The 15,180-nt window shown below is 45.8% G+C and carries 13 protein-coding genes; 8 read left to right on the forward strand and 5 right to left on the reverse strand.

Annotated features, from left to right (window positions below; translation table 11 throughout):
- Positions 1-5 precede the first annotated feature (5 nt).
- The 6 genes from ACWPOD_RS18660 to rlmM all read left to right on the forward strand — a co-directional run bounded on the left by ACWPOD_RS18660 (position 6) and on the right by rlmM (position 6,125).
- Positions 6-953: a flagellar motor protein MotB gene (locus ACWPOD_RS18660; RefSeq protein ID WP_006741833.1), complete on the forward strand. Its 948-nt coding sequence runs from the start codon at positions 6-8 to the stop codon at positions 951-953.
- A gap of 211 nt (positions 954-1,164) precedes the next feature.
- Positions 1,165-2,613 carry a tRNA uracil 4-sulfurtransferase ThiI gene (thiI, locus tag ACWPOD_RS18665; RefSeq protein WP_031780206.1) on the forward strand — a complete coding sequence of 483 codons (1,449 nt, stop codon included), beginning with the start codon at positions 1,165-1,167 and terminating at the stop codon, positions 2,611-2,613.
- 511 nt (positions 2,614-3,124) lie between these two features.
- The gene (locus ACWPOD_RS18670; protein ID WP_005391378.1) at positions 3,125-4,045 is read left to right on the forward strand and encodes a transcriptional regulator GcvA; all 921 of its coding nucleotides are present in this window, start codon (positions 3,125-3,127) and stop codon (positions 4,043-4,045) included.
- The gene (locus tag ACWPOD_RS18675; RefSeq protein ID WP_114323817.1) at positions 4,026-4,649 is read left to right on the forward strand and encodes an alpha/beta fold hydrolase; all 624 of its coding nucleotides are present in this window, start codon (positions 4,026-4,028) and stop codon (positions 4,647-4,649) included. The genes ACWPOD_RS18670 and ACWPOD_RS18675 overlap by 20 nt, the downstream gene beginning before the upstream one ends.
- Positions 4,639-5,037 carry a DUF423 domain-containing protein gene (locus ACWPOD_RS18680; RefSeq protein WP_005391376.1) on the forward strand — a complete coding sequence of 133 codons (399 nt, stop codon included), beginning with the start codon at positions 4,639-4,641 and terminating at the stop codon, positions 5,035-5,037. The genes ACWPOD_RS18675 and ACWPOD_RS18680 overlap by 11 nt, the downstream gene beginning before the upstream one ends.
- Entirely contained in the window at positions 5,034-6,125 is a 1,092-nt protein-coding gene (gene rlmM / locus ACWPOD_RS18685) for a 23S rRNA (cytidine(2498)-2'-O)-methyltransferase RlmM (RefSeq protein WP_167426832.1), read from the forward strand. The genes ACWPOD_RS18680 and rlmM overlap by 4 nt, the downstream gene beginning before the upstream one ends.
- Positions 6,126-6,232: 107 nt before the next feature.
- Here the strand turns inward: rlmM and xni are convergent, their stop codons facing one another.
- The 5 genes from xni to queF all read right to left on the reverse strand — a co-directional run bounded on the left by xni (position 6,233) and on the right by queF (position 13,698).
- Positions 6,233-7,015, reverse strand: a complete 783-nt coding sequence (gene xni / locus ACWPOD_RS18690; RefSeq protein WP_005391374.1) for a flap endonuclease Xni — start codon at positions 7,013-7,015, stop codon at positions 6,233-6,235.
- 58 nt (positions 7,016-7,073) lie between these two features.
- Positions 7,074-8,450 carry a nucleotide 5'-monophosphate nucleosidase PpnN gene (gene ppnN / locus ACWPOD_RS18695; protein WP_005391372.1) on the reverse strand — a complete coding sequence of 459 codons (1,377 nt, stop codon included), beginning with the start codon at positions 8,448-8,450 and terminating at the stop codon, positions 7,074-7,076.
- Between the two features lie 290 nt (positions 8,451-8,740).
- Positions 8,741-10,306: a GGDEF domain-containing protein gene (locus tag ACWPOD_RS18700; RefSeq protein ID WP_167426831.1), complete on the reverse strand. Its 1,566-nt coding sequence runs from the start codon at positions 10,304-10,306 to the stop codon at positions 8,741-8,743.
- A 98-nt stretch (positions 10,307-10,404) separates the two neighbouring features.
- Positions 10,405-12,687 (reverse strand): tetratricopeptide repeat protein, encoded by a 2,283-nt coding sequence (locus ACWPOD_RS18705; protein WP_005391368.1) that lies wholly within the window; start codon positions 12,685-12,687, stop codon positions 10,405-10,407.
- Positions 12,688-12,852: 165 nt separating this feature from the next.
- Positions 12,853-13,698: an NADPH-dependent 7-cyano-7-deazaguanine reductase QueF gene (gene queF, locus ACWPOD_RS18710; protein WP_167426830.1), complete on the reverse strand. Its 846-nt coding sequence runs from the start codon at positions 13,696-13,698 to the stop codon at positions 12,853-12,855.
- 108 nt (positions 13,699-13,806) lie between these two features.
- On the opposite strand from queF, the gene syd reads away from it, so the two are divergent.
- Together syd and ACWPOD_RS18720 are read left to right on the forward strand one after the other, a co-directional pair.
- Complete coding sequence (gene syd, locus ACWPOD_RS18715) at positions 13,807-14,352, forward strand: SecY-interacting protein (RefSeq protein WP_053808745.1); 546 nt, start codon at positions 13,807-13,809, stop codon at positions 14,350-14,352.
- A gap of 2 nt (positions 14,353-14,354) precedes the next feature.
- Positions 14,355-15,131, forward strand: coding sequence for a Zn-ribbon-containing protein (locus tag ACWPOD_RS18720; protein WP_048626099.1), 777 nt, complete (start codon positions 14,355-14,357; stop codon positions 15,129-15,131).
- The last annotated feature ends 49 nt before the right edge of the window (positions 15,132-15,180 follow it).

A 15,180-nucleotide genomic window follows, 5' to 3' on the forward strand; every position in this document is an offset into this window, starting at 1 on the left:
TAGTGATGGATGATGAAGATAACAAATGCGATTGCCCGCCACCCGGTCTCCCGTTATGGATGGGGACATTCGCGGACTTAATGTCGCTACTGATGTGTTTCTTTGTTCTTCTGCTCTCGTTTTCTGAGATGGACGTGCTGAAGTTCAAACAGATTGCGGGATCAATGAAATTTGCCTTCGGTGTACAAAATCAACTTGAAGTGAAAGACATTCCCAAAGGTACTAGCATCATTGCTCAAGAATTTCGACCGGGCCGACCGGAACCAACGCCGATTGATGTCATCATGCAGCAAACCATGGACATCACTCAGCAGACGCTCGAATTTCATGAAGGGGAGTCTGACCGAGCTGGTGGCACAAAGCGTGATGAAGGCAAGTTAACGGGGGGCCAGTCGCCAGAAACGTCAACGCAAAACAATCAATCTGCAGAAGCGGACATGCAACAGCAGCAATCTGAAGAGATGTCGCAAGAGATGGAAACCTTGATGGAAAGCATCAAGAAAGCCTTAGAGCGAGAGATTGAACAAGGTGCCATTGAAGTTGAAAATCTTGGCCAACAGATTGTCATACGCATGCGTGAAAAAGGTGCATTCCCTGAAGGTTCGGCTTTCTTGCAGCCTAAATTCCGCCCTTTAGTTCGACAAATTGCAGAGTTAGTAAAAGACGTGCCAGGCATTGTGCGAGTATCCGGTCATACGGACAACCGACCGTTGGACTCAGAGCTTTATCGTTCTAACTGGGATCTCTCTTCTCAGCGCGCCGTATCGGTTGCACAAGAGATGGAGAAGGTGAGAGGCTTCTCTCATCAACGTTTGAGAGTGCGAGGCATGGCAGATACTGAACCATTGTTGCCGAATGATTCTGATGAAAATCGCGCGCTTAACCGACGGGTTGAAATCAGCATCATGCAAGGCGAACCACTATACAGTGAAGAAGTGCCTGTAATTCAATAACTAGACTTTAGTTTTAAGTCAGTAGAGAGATAGGAAAGCGAGCAGATTGCTCGCTTTTTTTGTTTTTCCAATCCGCTTGGGTGTATAATCTCGCGCCTTAAAAGTGAGCTCAGACTACTTTTTGTGACTGAAACGCGGTTTTACTGCGTATGAAGCATTGAAGTTGAGTGTCACTCTTTGTTGATTGCGAAACTAACCTGCGAATTAGACTATGAAATTTATTGTAAAGCCCCATCCAGAAATTTTTGTAAAAAGTGAATCTGTGCGTAAGCGCTTCACAAAGATTTTAGAGTGCAACATTCGTAACATCATTAAGAGCCGCACGGAATCTGTCGCGGTATTCAACCGTCGTGATCACATTGAAGTGACCTCTGAGAGTAACGAATTCCACGCTGAAGTTCTTGAGGTTTTGACTCATACACCAGGCATTCACCACGTACTGGAAGTGAAGCAGACCGAATTTAAAGATTTGCACGATATCTTCGAACAAGTACTGGAGCTAAATCGCTCTGCACTCGAAAATAAAACCTTTGTTGTACGTGCGAAGCGTCGCGGTAAGCACGACTTTACCTCTATCGAACTAGAGCGTTATGTCGGCGGTGGTTTAAACCAAGCGATTGAGAGCGCAAGAGTTAAGCTGCAAAACCCAGACGTGACGATCAAGGTGGAAGTCTCGAACGATAAGCTAAACCAAGTGCTGGCTCGTCATAAAGGTTTAGGCGGCTTCCCACTGGGCACGCAAGAAGACGTGTTGAGCTTGATCTCTGGTGGTTTTGACTCTGGTGTTTCTAGCTACCTTCATATCAAGCGTGGCTCAAAAGTACATTACTGCTTCTTTAACTTAGGTGGTCCAGCACACGAAATCGGCGTTAAGCAGGTTTCTCACTACCTATGGAACAAATACGGTTCTTCTGCAAAAGTACGTTTCATTTCAGTTGATTTCGAACCTGTGGTTGCGGAAATCCTAGAGAAAGTCGATGACGGCCAAATGGGGGTTATCTTGAAGCGTATGTTCATGCGTGCAGCAGGCATGATCGCTCAGAAGATGAAGATCGAAGCATTGGTGACTGGCGAAGCGCTCGGTCAGGTATCGAGCCAAACGCTAACTAACCTCCGTCATATCGATAACGTAACGGACACGTTGATTCTGCGCCCACTTATCAACTGGGATAAAGAAGACATCATTAACCTAGCACGCGAAATCGGCACGGAAGACTTTGCGAAGACTATGCCAGAGTATTGTGGTGTTATTTCTAAGAAGCCGACAGTAAAAGCGATTAAAGCGAAGCTAGAAGCGGAAGAAGAGAAATTTGACTTTAGCATTCTTGAGCAAGTAGTTCGTGATGCACGCATGATGGACATTCGTGATATCGCTAAAGAATCTGAGCAAGCTGCACCAGAAGTCGAGCAGGTTGAAGCGGTAGAAGAGCACGCGGTTGTGCTAGATATTCGTAGTCCTGAAGAGGAAGACGATAACCCGCTCGAAATCGAAGGTGTGGATGTGAAACATATCCCATTCTACAAGTTGGGTACACAGTTTGGTGATTTAGACCAATCTAAGACATATCTATTGTACTGTGACCGTGGTGTGATGAGCCGTCTGCAAGCACTTTACTTGCAAGAGCAAGGCTTCAATAACGTAAAAGTTTACCGCCCATAGTTGACTGATAAAAAGACGTTAAAAGGCGCAAATTGAGACATCAATTTGCGCCTTTTTTGTTTTTGATCGCGTTACAGCTAATCATTACTTAGCATAATGTTGAGGCTTATCGCAAAGCCATACACTTTGTGTTGATATAACGATAATTAATCCGAAAGAAGAGTAATAAAGTGATGTTGCTGCCAGATATACGGATGAGATTTTCGATAGATAAAAAAACACCGCCTAATTTAGGCGGTGTAACAAATTTGACAGACAGGTCAAAAATAAATACAGGAAGTATATGTTTTGTCACAGGGAGTGTGGACAAAACATTATGGTAGAAATCTACCTAACTCGAAATACGAGTTTGCAAACACAACATCGCAACAACGAAGCCAATTGATTTCCAAAGAAATCAAGCCGTTCAGGCTCGTGTTGCGGGGTGAAATATAGAATTTATCTGGCTGTTCGACAACGGACATTTTATAATGTTTCAGATTAAAAAAACTAATCCTATTTGAGGTCCCATATGTCTCGCAGATTGCCTCCATTAAATTCGCTTCGAGTCTTCGAAGCGGCTGCTCGTCATCTCAGTTTTACGCGAGCGGCAGAAGAGTTGTTTGTTACTCAAGCCGCGGTCAGTCACCAGATTAAAGCACTCGAAGAGTTCTTATCGTTGAAGCTCTTTCGTCGCCGTAATCGTTCGCTATTGTTGACAGAAGAAGGACAAAGTTACTTTCTCGACATCAAAGATATTTTCACCTCGATTGCCGAGGCGACAGATAAGGTATTGGAACGTAGTGAAAAAGGGGCATTGACGATCAGTCTACCGCCGAGTTTTGCTATCCAATGGTTGGTGCCTCGTTTGGCCGATTTTAATGCTCAAGAGCCAGATATCGATGTACGTATTAAAGCTGTGGATATGGATGAAGGTTCACTGACTGATGATGTAGATGTGGCTATCTACTATGGCCGTGGGAATTGGCCGGGTTTGCGAGCGGATAAATTGTACCAAGAGTTTCTGATCCCACTTTGTTCACCTTCGTTACTTTTAGGCAACAAACCATTAGAATCTCTAAGTGACCTCAAATTACACACTTTGTTACATGATACTTCGCGTAAAGACTGGAAGCAGTTTGCGCGTCATTACAACATCGAAGGTATCAATGTAAACCACGGTCCTATTTTCAGTCACTCGACGATGGTGCTACAGGCTGCTGCGCATGGTCAGGGGGTTGCGCTTGGTAACAACGTACTCGCCAAGCCAGAAATGGAAGCTGGACGACTCATCGCGCCATTCGACGAGGTGTTGATCTCCAAGAATGCATTCTACGTGGTGTGTCATGAACAGCAGGCAGATATGGGCCGAATCGCAACGTTTAGAGACTGGATGTTAGCGACCGCGAGAAAAGAGCAAGAGGAAGTACTAGATGAGCCAATGGATAGTTGAGGGACCTGAAAGCGGTCCTCTATTTATCTTTGCCCATGGCGCTGGAGCGGGGATGGAACATGATTTCATGGCCGCTGTTGCCAAAGGATTAGTTGAGCAAGGAATTCGCGTGGTGCGATTTAACTTCCCGTATATGATTAAGCGAGCGGAAGATGGGAAAAAGCGTCCACCAGATCGTGCGCCAAAACTGCTGGAAGCCTATGAAGAAGTGATTGCTCACTTTACCTCTCAACCTATTGTCATTGGTGGTAAGTCAATGGGTGGCCGCATGTCGAGCTTACTGGCTGAAAATGAGCTGGTGGCGGGCATTGCCTGTTTAGGGTTTCCATTTCACCCACCGGGAAAGCCAGAAAAGTTCAAAGGCGATCACTTAGCGAATATCGAGAAACCTACGCTGATTCTACAAGGGGAGCGAGACACCTTTGGTAAGCGTGAGGAATTCGATGACTTTGTCCTTTCATCGCAAGTTAAGGTGAGTTTTTTACCCGATGGTGACCACAGCTTTAAACCGCGCAAGAGCTCAGGCCATACCGAGGCGGGTAACATCGAGCTCGCGGTAGAGCAGTTAGCGGCGTTTATCAAAGAGGTGTACCATGAAAAGTAAGTGGTTACTCTCATTTTCTGGTCTGTCTGGGCTGGTTTCTGTCGCTCTAGGTGCCTTTGCTGCACATGGGTTAAAAGCTCAGCTGGCTCCGTATTTGCTTGGCGTATTTGAGACCGGAGTGTTGTACCAATTTATTCACACGCTGGCGATTGTGTTTTGTGCGGTTTTATTGCTATTGAATTTGGGACAAAAAGCACAAAAATATTTTTTCATTGCAGCGATTTGCTTTATCATCGGCATCTTTTGTTTTAGCGGCAGTCTTTACGCGCTGGCGCTGACAGGCATTAAGTGGTTTGGGCCCATTACTCCAATGGGAGGATTACTGTTCATGATTGGTTGGTGTCTGTTCTTTTTTGCTGCGTTCAATATCAAAGAGGTCTCCAAGTGAAACAACTAATGCTCTATTGCCGTTCTGGCTTTGAGAAAGAGTGTGCTGGTGAAATTCAGGACAAAGCGACACAGTTGGAAGTGTATGGCTTCCCTCGTGTGAAGAGAAACTCAGGTTATGTTGTCTTCGAGTGTTACCAAGATGGAGATGCGGACAAACTTGCTAGAGGTTTGGACTTTAAGTCGTTAATCTTCGCTCGCCAAATGTTTGCGGTAGCGGCTGAGTTTCAATCGCTGCCAAGTGATGACCGCATTAGCCCAATTTTGAATGAGCTAGCAGACATTGAAGCGTTTCCTCGCTGTGGGGATTTGAGAATTGAAACTCCGGATACGAATGAAGCGAAAGAGCTACTGAAATTCTGCCGTAAATTTACTGTCCCAATGCGTCAAGCGTTGCGCGGTAAAGGTTTAATGTTGAACAAAGACAACGCGAAGAAGCCAGTACTGCACATTTGTTTTGTGGAGCCTGGCCACTGTTATGTCGGTTATTCTTACACAGACAATAACTCTCAGTTCTTCATGGGTATTCCTCGCCTTAAGTTCCCAGTAGACGCCCCAAGTCGTTCAACGCTTAAACTGGAAGAAGCATTTCACGTCTTTATTCCACGTGAAGAGTGGGATGAGCGTTTAGCTCCAGGAATGTGGGGGGTCGATTTAGGGGCATGTCCAGGCGGTTGGACGTACCAATTGGTGAAGCGCTCGATGTTCGTTCACTGTGTCGATAACGGCATGATGGCAGACAGCTTGATGGAAACCGGCCAGATCAAGCATCATATGGTGGATGGTTTTAAATTCGAACCAGACCGTAAGAACGTAACATGGATTGTTTGTGACATGGTAGAAAAGCCAGCTCGTGTTGCTCACCTTATGGGCCAGTGGCTGTTAAAAGGTTGGGCGAAAGAGGCAATCTTTAACCTTAAGCTGCCAATGAAAGGCCGCTATGACGAGGTGCTGCAAGACCTTGAAAACCTGAAGCAGTTCCTGATTGATAATAAGGTAAAGTTCAGACTACAAGCTAAGCATTTGTATCATGATCGTGAAGAGATCACGATTCATATCCAGTGTCTATCGAACATTTCGCCGTACTAATTCTATCTCCGAGTCATTTGGGGATAGTCCCGAGAATAGAAAAAGCGCCTTCAAATGGCGCTTTTTTATTGTCTGATAGCTCTATGGTTTGAAACCATCATCAGACACTATTCCGCCTTATTTGGTCCTGTAAAGCGAATGTCCTGTAAGTTAAAGCCGAGTTCAATGTCGCACTTTAAAGCCGCGACGCGTTTACATAAGCGTGCAGACTCAATGTGCTCGTCTAATTTTTTACGGTATTTCGGTGCGAGGTCTTCACTGGCGTAGGCTGCTTCAATATTCTCAAACTGAGTAAGAATCTCTTTCGCCGCTTTTGGTCCAATGCCCGGAACCCCAGGCACTTGGCTAGAGCTGATCCCCGTTAACCCCCAATAATCGGCCAGTTGGCTTGGTTTTACGCCGAACTCTTTTTCGATAAACGGTTCATCTAACCAACGATGTTGGAAGTAATCACGGATCTGTAGGGTAGGAGAAAGCAGCTGACAGTAGCCTTTATCCGTAGAAACGATGGTGACTTTTTCACCATGACTGGCCACTTTAGTCGCGAGAGTAGCAACCAAGTCGTCCGCTTCATCGCCTTCAGAAAGCAATGAATCAATACCTTGTTCCCACCATGCTTGCTGAATCGCATCTAGACCTTGCATCAGTGGTTCCGGCATTGGTTTTCGATTTTGCTTATAGTCTGGAAGAATCTCAGCTCGCCACCCTCTGTCTTGTTCATGGTGATCGAAAACCGCAATGATGTGTGTCGGGTTGGCTTCTGACAGAATGCGAGTGAGGGTTCTTTGTGTCGTGGTGATGGTTCTTGCTATGTCGGTTGGATCCGGTTGTGCAGAGTGCACTCGGCGGATCAGGTTTAGGGCATCAATAATAACAAGATGAATAGACATAATGACTTAGCAATAAAAAAGGGGCGTAATGCCCCTAGTGTAACGAATGCTAGCCTGACTATCGACCACCAATTTCTGGGTGAGCGATGCGATAACACGGTTCGTAGTCTGAACCGCCAGGTAATTTCATTCGGTGTTGTTCGACAAAGTCTTGTAGTAACTTATCGAGCTTTTTCATTAGCACAGGATCACCGTGAATGGTGAAAGGGCCTCGACGTTCGATTTCTCGAATTCCTTCGGCTTTCACGTTACCAGCCACGATACCGGAGAAGGCTTGACGCAGGTTGGCCGCTAAGACTTGAGGTTCTTGATCTAAGCTTAAATCCAATTGCTCCATCGACTCATGAGTTGGATCGAATGGTAACTGGAAGTTAGGCTCGATTTTTAATGACCAGTTAAAGCTATAAGCATCGCCTTTTTCTTTTCGGTGAAGGCGTACAGAGTCCATTGAGCGCTTCATGATACGTGCCACTTCTGCCGGATCGTCAATGACGATCTCGTAATGCTTTTGACCTTCTTCGCCAAGTGTATCGCGAACAAACTCGTCGATAGAGCGGAAGTACTCTTCACTCTCTTTTGGTCCTGTTAACACGATAGGCATTGGCTGATCGGCGTTGTCTGGGTGCATCATAATGCCAAGAATATACAGCAACTCTTCTGCAGTGCCCGGACCACCAGGGAAAATCACAATGCCATGCGCCATACGTACAAAGGCTTCCAAACGCTTTTCGATGTCCGGCATGATAACCAGCTCATTCACGATTGGGTTTGGTGGCTCGGCTGCAATAATCGAAGGCTCGGTTAAACCAAGATAACGTTGCTGAGTATAACGCTGCTTCGCATGTCCGATAGCGGCACCTTTCATTGGCCCTTCCATCGCACCAGGGCCACAACCCGTGCAGATATTAAGTTCACGCAAGCCAAGCTCGTTACCGACTTCACGTGTGTATTGATATTCCACGCCATTGATAGAGTGACCACCCCAACACACGACGAGGTTTGGCTCGATACCTGGTGTGAGTGCTCTGGCATTACGCAGAATACCGAACACGAGGTTAGTGATGTGAATTGGGTTCGTTAGGTTGAGTCGTTGTGCGTCTGCTAAATGCATATTGACATAAACGATATCGCGTAACACGGAGAACAGATGCTCTTGGATACCTTTAATTATCTCGCCATCGACAAAGGCGTGCTCAGGTGGGTTAGTCAGCTCAAGCTTAATACCACGCTCGCGGCGCACTACGTTGACATCAAACGACTGGTGTTTATCGAGCAGCTCTTTCGAGTTATCGGTATGACTGCCGGAGTTCAACACCGCTAACGTGCAGTTGCGGTACAGTTGATAAAGTTCACTCGAGGCCGTGTTTTTTAAGCGCTCTACTTCTAATTGAGATAGCAAGTCCATGCTACCAGCGGGGCTTATATGGGTAATCATAACGCCTCCTTGTGTTGCATTATTTTGAGGGAAAGTACCAACTCACCTTTTTGGGTTATACGTATGGTTTGATGAAAGGCAGTTGGCCGATTTGGTTTTATGGTTATTGACTCCCAAGCAACCTCAAGATGGTACATTCGCGTTCTGTAAATGCATCATCTTGAAGTGACTTGGGTTTTTACAGCTTAGCAGACTGAAAGGGAAGAAATGTGATAACTCGTTGAAAATGGGTGGTTATAAAGCGTAAATTGCGCCAATTCTGGTTTGTTTGTTCGCTTTTTGTACGAAATCTAGCTCCAGTTAAGCTGATTTGTTCCACGTTTTTTAGCGTCCGCAAGCATCTTGCCGAGTCGATCGAGTACATACTCTGGCGTATCGGACTCTTTAAAAGAGGTCGACACAGCCGCTAGGGTGATCATGATATTTTGCTCACGGAACTTAAATGGTAATTGGCTAATATCACGCTGGATATGTTTAATGAGATCCAGTGTGTATTCTTCAGATTGTTCTGGAACGAGTAAAATAAACTCTTCGCCACCAAAGCGAGCTACCGTTTCAGTTTCTGATACGCGTTTATTAATGGTGCGAGCGATGATCTTCAACGCTTTATCACCAGCCGTATAGCCATAGCTGTCATTCACCGCTTTGAAGTTATCAACGTCAAACAACACTACACGCAGATTCTGTTGAGAGCGAATCCAACGCCGATACTCTAACTCTAGTCGGTCATTAAATGCGGTGCGGTTATAGACTTTAGTCAGAGGGTCTAGCAACATGCGCTGAGCTTGGTCATCTAAGCGTCGACGATGATCTTGGGTGGTTTCAAACACGGCTTCGAGCTGGTTCTTACTGTAATTCAAACGCTCTTGCAGCGCTTGTTCTCGTTCTTCCGTCATTTTAAGTCGCTCTGTCAGCGACGCCATTTTCGCAAGTAACGGGGCGATTTCTTTTTTTACATCCGCTAGATCTTGAGCTTGGTTGAGCGATAGTTGACTCAATTCAACCAGACTGTTCATTTCTGTGTTGAGCTCTCGGCGGTGCTCAAAGTAGGTATGATGTTGGTCGACGTTCTGATGAACGGTTTTTAGGTTACTTGCGAGAGAAGTGTTCAGCTGATCAAGGAATTGGCTAGATGCTTCGCGCTCGAACTTTGTTGCTTCGACAACCAATTTCAGCGTTGAGAGCGTAAGCTCAATGAGAGACTCTGCACTCACGCCAAGAAGCAGCTTAGCCCGAATATCGAGCAACCTATCTCCCGTTTCTCCCTCAAAATCCAGCTCGGTGATGGTATGTTGTAGATCGCTGGCTAAGCACTCAAGTTGAGACTTATCAGGATTATTCTCAAACTCACTGAGATGCAAACGCGAGTTGGAAGTGATGATTTTCAGAGCGCGTTCGTAAATGCTCAGTAGCTTAGTGGCTTGATCGGCTTTATTGCTGGCATGAGCTTCTGAGAAACTCATTAAGTTCCGTAGTTCACGTTTTAACTGCGCAGGTAAACCTGTGACACGTTGGAGTGTTTCACCACTGTGTTTGATTTGTTCGTCTAGGTAGCCGTTCTGTTTGTCCATCGTCTTCGACTGCTGTTTGAGCATTCTCTCTAATACCGCTAAACGTGGGATAAGAGTACTGATATCTTTTTGATGTTGCAGCTCTTGTTGGATTTCAAACAGGTAATTGGATACCTGGGTATTCGAACCCTGGCAAGCTGAAGACAATGATGCCACAACGCGTTTAAGAACTTGTTGTTCACGTTTGAATTTGAGTGAAGTATCACGATGTGTCAGTCTGAGTTGGTCAAGTTGACAACTCAGCTGATGAAGCTGCGACTGAATATCGGATTCCAAGATTCCCATGAAGTGACTACGGTTAAGTCCATGTACTACTGACAATTATCCGATAATAACAAAAAACGTTATAGCGTCATTAGTTATTATGTCTAACAGGCGTTTAATTATCCATTTTTTAATATTTTCTTGATGTCGTCCTCATTCTTGTAGGACGAATGGATCTTAATCAGGCCTTGGCTAATGGCATGCTGACAGGCGGTTCTTATGTTACCCGTTGCAAAGCTCGCGGCGGGTGCGTTATCGATGGCTTTCAAGAAAACCCAGTGGCTTTGCTTATCCTTCAAGCTGACTTCTCGCGCAATGTGAGTCGCAAGCAGCAACAGATCGAGTAATTCCTCGTCGTTAATTGCAGTGTAGGCTCGTGGTAAGAACGGATAATCGCTGATACCCATGCGAATAATACGGTTGACGTTGTGTTGTTGAGCGAACTCATCCACCCAAGTCTGGAATTTCTCGAACATGACTTCGGCAGAAGCATCACGGTCAGCATTCGGTTCTATGTAGAGTAGGTTTGCATCTGAGAAATGGTAAAGACGCGACGGTTTTTCTATCTTTTCCGCTAGGAAGTCACCAAATGCGCGCTCCAGCTCCAGGCCTGCTTTATAACCGTTGTGGACGTACATGCTTCGTAGGAATGGCAAGTCGATCATGACAAAGCGCAGGCGGTCGTTAAGTGGCTCGTGGATCAATTCGCCCATTTGCCATTGCTCGAAAGTTTCGCTCGACTTTTTCAATGAGCGAGACAGCTTAACGTTCAGCATACGCAAGTTACGCAAACGGGAACGAGAGTGAGTGAAGAGATCATTGCGCAGTTTTTCGATTTCACTTGCTTGGCGCTGCATGATCACGCCGCGGCGCATAATGAACAAAAACATCACCAACACAGTAATAAACAATGCGAATGAGATTTTCTGGAATTTGCGGTGTTCCCTTTCCACTTGCTCAAGGCGTTCCGATTGACCAATATAGTGGATGGTTTGTTCAGCAAACTCTTTTTGTTGGCGGAATGCATCCTCACTGATTTGGTTGAGCTGTTTTTGCTCTAAACGCACAAGGTTGGTGTATTTCTTATAAGCCTGCAGAGAAAGTTGGTATTCGCCTGCCTGCTCGTAACCAAGCCCGAGTAAGCGGTAAGACTGCTGCTTAATGAAGTTGTTATTTTCAGGTGACTTTTCAGCAAGTGCTAACGCCAGCTTTGCATTGGTAATGACGTTTTTACTGTCGTTTTGATGATAAGCCAGGCCTGACTGAAGCAATGCTGCCTTTGCTTCAAGCTTAGGAATGTCAGTGTATTCTAAAAGCTCTTTAGATCGGTCTAGGTATTGTTCTGCTAGCGCGTAATTGTAGAGTTGCAGATAGGTAGCCGCCAAGCTTAAGCGAATCTTAATGATCCGATTAATGTTCTTACTGGTGCTTTCATGGTCCAGCACGTTGAAGTAGTGCACCAAGGCAAGGTTAAACTTGCCTTGGTAAAAATAAATGTCACCCATTTGCTCAAGGACATCCGCTAGGATGGGAGAGCTAGGGTAGGAGTCATAGAAGTCTGCGGCTTGAGATAAGTATTCGATCGCTTTGTCGTAAACTCGGCGCTCTTGGAAGAGCCTCGCCAACAGGCGATTAACTTTTGCTAACCTTGCGCCACTGTCACTCTCAATAGATTGCCAATAACCGTAAAGCAGTTCCGACAAAGCCAAATTGTATTTCTTGCTATTCAGATAAAACTCGCCGACGGCTGTGTAATAGTCGATCAAGGCTAAGTCAGATCGGCTGTCTTCAAGCATAGTTTTGGCTTGAGAATACAAACTTTCCGCTTTAATCAGATCGCCACTATGTGAAGCGAGGAGCGCTCTTTGCATCACTAATCGATAGCGAACGCTGTCGGTCCGTTGCAATACCGCATCAGCTTCATCGAGTTGCTGCTCAATTTGGTTAAGCGTGTCTTCAGCTTTTGAGTAGTTTTTGTCGTACATCCAAATCATTTGGTTGCGCATCAGCTGGAGATCTAAATCCATGTACGGCAATTGATATTCTTGCGCTAAGCGCTCGGCTTTGTTTAGGTGTTCGATAGCCGAACGAACGTTACCCATGGCGTAGTCTGCCTGAGCGATAATCTTGTGTGCTTCGATGGTGCTGCTTGGTGTGCGAACGCTACGATCGGTCTCGTCACGAGACATAGCAGAAGGGCTGTCACTCTCTTTGCGTTCCGTTAGCTCACGTTGTGACAAGTAGTTGGTTGCCGCTTGTTTTGCTTGTGATGGCTCTATTTCCGCCAATTGTTGTGCTTCGTTGAGTAACGCGGACGATAAAATGGTCGCATGAAGCGGCTGTACAAACAGCAAGCAAAGAAAGCCAATCAACTTGAATAGACGCGAACTGTCCCAAAACATCCTTTCGTTCCCTCGAACTGTTTTTAGATATGGCGGATAACGGTAAAAGACCTCAACAAGCCCCTTAAATGCAGGTTGAAGCCATTTGATATAGTAACATGCTTGGACAATAAAAACGTCCGGTAACCCTTTAGATTACCGAACTTATTTCTGTCACTAACGCGATTACTGACGAGCCATGCGGTGGTTGCGATCTGGCTTGTCTTGTTCCGTTGAGCGGTACGGGTTGATGTCCAAGCCACCACGGCGCGTGTAGCGGGCAAATACGGTCAGTTTGCTTGGTTGGCAGTATTTCATTAGATCCGTAAAAATACGCTCAACACATTGTTCGTGAAATTCGTTGTGCTCGCGGAAAGATACCAAGTAACGCAGCAGTTTCTCGCGATCTATTTTCGCACCTTGGTAGCGAATTTCTACACTGCCCCAGTCGGGTTGATTGGTGATCAAACAGTTTGACTTCAATAGATGGCTATGTAGGATTTCTTCCACTTGCTCTTCACCTGCTGCGCCTTCAAGCAAATCGGCATCAAAATCGTAACTGGTGATGTCAATGTCTTGGTCATCAATGCATTCGCCTTCCATTGTCACAATAGGCTGATTGGTGTAGTGAGTAACCGGGTTCACCTCGACCAACACCTTTTCACCGGCACATTCAGATAGGTCTTGCGTTAAACGTTCTTCAACTTCTTCCCAGCTTGCAAAGCGGGTTTGGTTATAGCTGTTTAAGTACAGTTTGAAAGACTTCGACTCAATCAAGTTTGCACTGGTGGCTGGAATGTATACTTCGCCAACGGCCACTTGTGGTAAGCCTTTACTATTTAACCAAGAGAGTTCGTACAGCGTCCAAATGTCGTGGCCCATAAAAGGAAGGCTTTCGCCTAACTGAAGGTCATCTCGGTTTAGGCTACGAGGAACTGGTTGCAGCAAGCTTGGGTCGTATTGGTTCGCATACTCGGTCTTTTTACCTAGTGTTAGGCCAGCAAGCTCTTTAGCGTCAGAATATTTGCTCATACTTTGTGGTCGTTTTCGATTAGAATGGCGAGAATTTTACTGAATCCGCTGGTCAATTGCCATCCGGCAAACACGGCTATCTGATAAATAAGGAATGAGGAGACCTTCATGACCCAAAACGTTACTCAGGCGCTACAAGAGTTCAGCCTGCGCTACCAACAAGCTTGGCAAGCTAAATATAATGAGTTGCCAAGCAGTGAAGAGCTTGCAGATCTTGTTTCTCCTTGTGTCGAAGAGAAGCGTGATGGAAAGGTGCTTTGGAAAGCGGTCGCACGTGATGAAATGGCCGATTTCACTAATGTGGAAAATGCGATTGAGTTGTCACTGCAAGATGATGTAAAAGCCTTTTATGGTTCTCAATACAGCGCCGATATGGAGGCAACTTGGCAAGGTAATTCGTTGACGCTGCTGCAAGTGTGGAGCGATGATGATTTTGTGCGCCTACAAGAAAATATTCTTGGTCATTTGGTGACGCAACGTCGCCTGAAACTTAAACCAACGGTATTTATCGCGGCGACAGATGAGGAAATGGATGTAATCTCTATTTGTAACCTCACTGGTAATGTGATTTTAGAGCGTTTAGGTACGTCTAAACGCGATGTGCTGGCGGATTCATTGGCTGAGTTCTTGAGCAAGTTAGAGGCCGCTGTCTAAATATGTACGTTGTTGAGTTGCAGTTTGAGTGTTTTGATAACACCACCGTCAGCGCGGTAGACAAAGCCATTAATGGCTTGATGGATGCGTTGCGTTACAACGGCCAAGTACTAGGCCGTGAATTCCCGATAGTGATGGGAGATGGCGAGTTTTATGTTCGTGTCGTTTGCCCAGAGCAAGACAGTTTGCATCCACGTTATCACTCAGATTTTGTCAAAGTGTGCATGAACCGTTTGTCAGACGCGTCTTTGCTTGCACCGAAAATGCGTATGCTTGGCCGTGATTTAAATTCAGAACAAGCGGCCGAAGAAGAGACACCTAGCTGGCAAGTGTTGTACACGACTTATGTTCATACGTGTTCGCCATTGCGCAGTGGGGAAACGTTGTTGCCGATTCCTTTGTATCGCAATGAGCCGACGCTAAATGGTGACCATAAAGCCGTCATCAAATGGCAGACAGAATGGCAAGCGTGCGATGAAATCCAAATGGCTGGCGGGTGCCGTGCAGAGCATGCGGCGCTGCACGAGATTTGCGATGTAGACAGCGTGTTGTTCCGCAGAGGTTGGGATTTGCGAGGTCGTATCGAATACATCACCAAGGTTCCAACATACTATTACCAGTATCGCGTGGGCGGTCAGTCGCTGGAGAGCGAGAAAGCGCGCAAGTGCCCAAAATGCGGTGGAGAGTGGCTACTCGATGAGCCACTACATGACATATTTCACTTTAAGTGTGATGACTGCCGAATCGTGTCGAATATCTCTTGGGACCACCTAAAGTAACTAATTGAGGTTAGTTAAATGGTTAGATAGAGAAATAAAAAGGGCTGAT

It is taken from the genome of Vibrio sp. JZG120 (genome assembly GCF_053890955.1).

Excerpts from the sequence above, each read along its gene's own strand:
- ACWPOD_RS18700 (WP_167426831.1), bottom strand. The coding sequence starts at position 10,306 with ATGGGAATCTTGGAATCCGATATTCAGTCGCAGCTTCATCAGCTGAGT.
- ppnN (WP_005391372.1), bottom strand. The coding sequence starts at position 8,450 with ATGATTACCCATATAAGCCCCGCTGGTAGCATGGACTTGCTATCTCAA.
- syd (WP_053808745.1), top strand. The coding sequence starts at position 13,807 with ATGACCCAAAACGTTACTCAGGCGCTACAAGAGTTCAGCCTGCGCTAC.
- thiI (WP_031780206.1), top strand. The coding sequence starts at position 1,165 with ATGAAATTTATTGTAAAGCCCCATCCAGAAATTTTTGTAAAAAGTGAA.
- ACWPOD_RS18670 (WP_005391378.1), top strand. The coding sequence starts at position 3,125 with ATGTCTCGCAGATTGCCTCCATTAAATTCGCTTCGAGTCTTCGAAGCG.
- queF (WP_167426830.1), bottom strand. The coding sequence starts at position 13,698 with ATGAGCAAATATTCTGACGCTAAAGAGCTTGCTGGCCTAACACTAGGT.
- ACWPOD_RS18720 (WP_048626099.1), top strand. The coding sequence starts at position 14,355 with ATGTACGTTGTTGAGTTGCAGTTTGAGTGTTTTGATAACACCACCGTC.
- ACWPOD_RS18660 (WP_006741833.1), top strand. The coding sequence starts at position 6 with ATGGATGATGAAGATAACAAATGCGATTGCCCGCCACCCGGTCTCCCG.
- ACWPOD_RS18705 (WP_005391368.1), bottom strand. The coding sequence starts at position 12,687 with ATGTTTTGGGACAGTTCGCGTCTATTCAAGTTGATTGGCTTTCTTTGC.
- ACWPOD_RS18680 (WP_005391376.1), top strand. The coding sequence starts at position 4,639 with ATGAAAAGTAAGTGGTTACTCTCATTTTCTGGTCTGTCTGGGCTGGTT.
- xni (WP_005391374.1), bottom strand. The coding sequence starts at position 7,015 with ATGTCTATTCATCTTGTTATTATTGATGCCCTAAACCTGATCCGCCGA.
- ACWPOD_RS18675 (WP_114323817.1), top strand. The coding sequence starts at position 4,026 with ATGAGCCAATGGATAGTTGAGGGACCTGAAAGCGGTCCTCTATTTATC.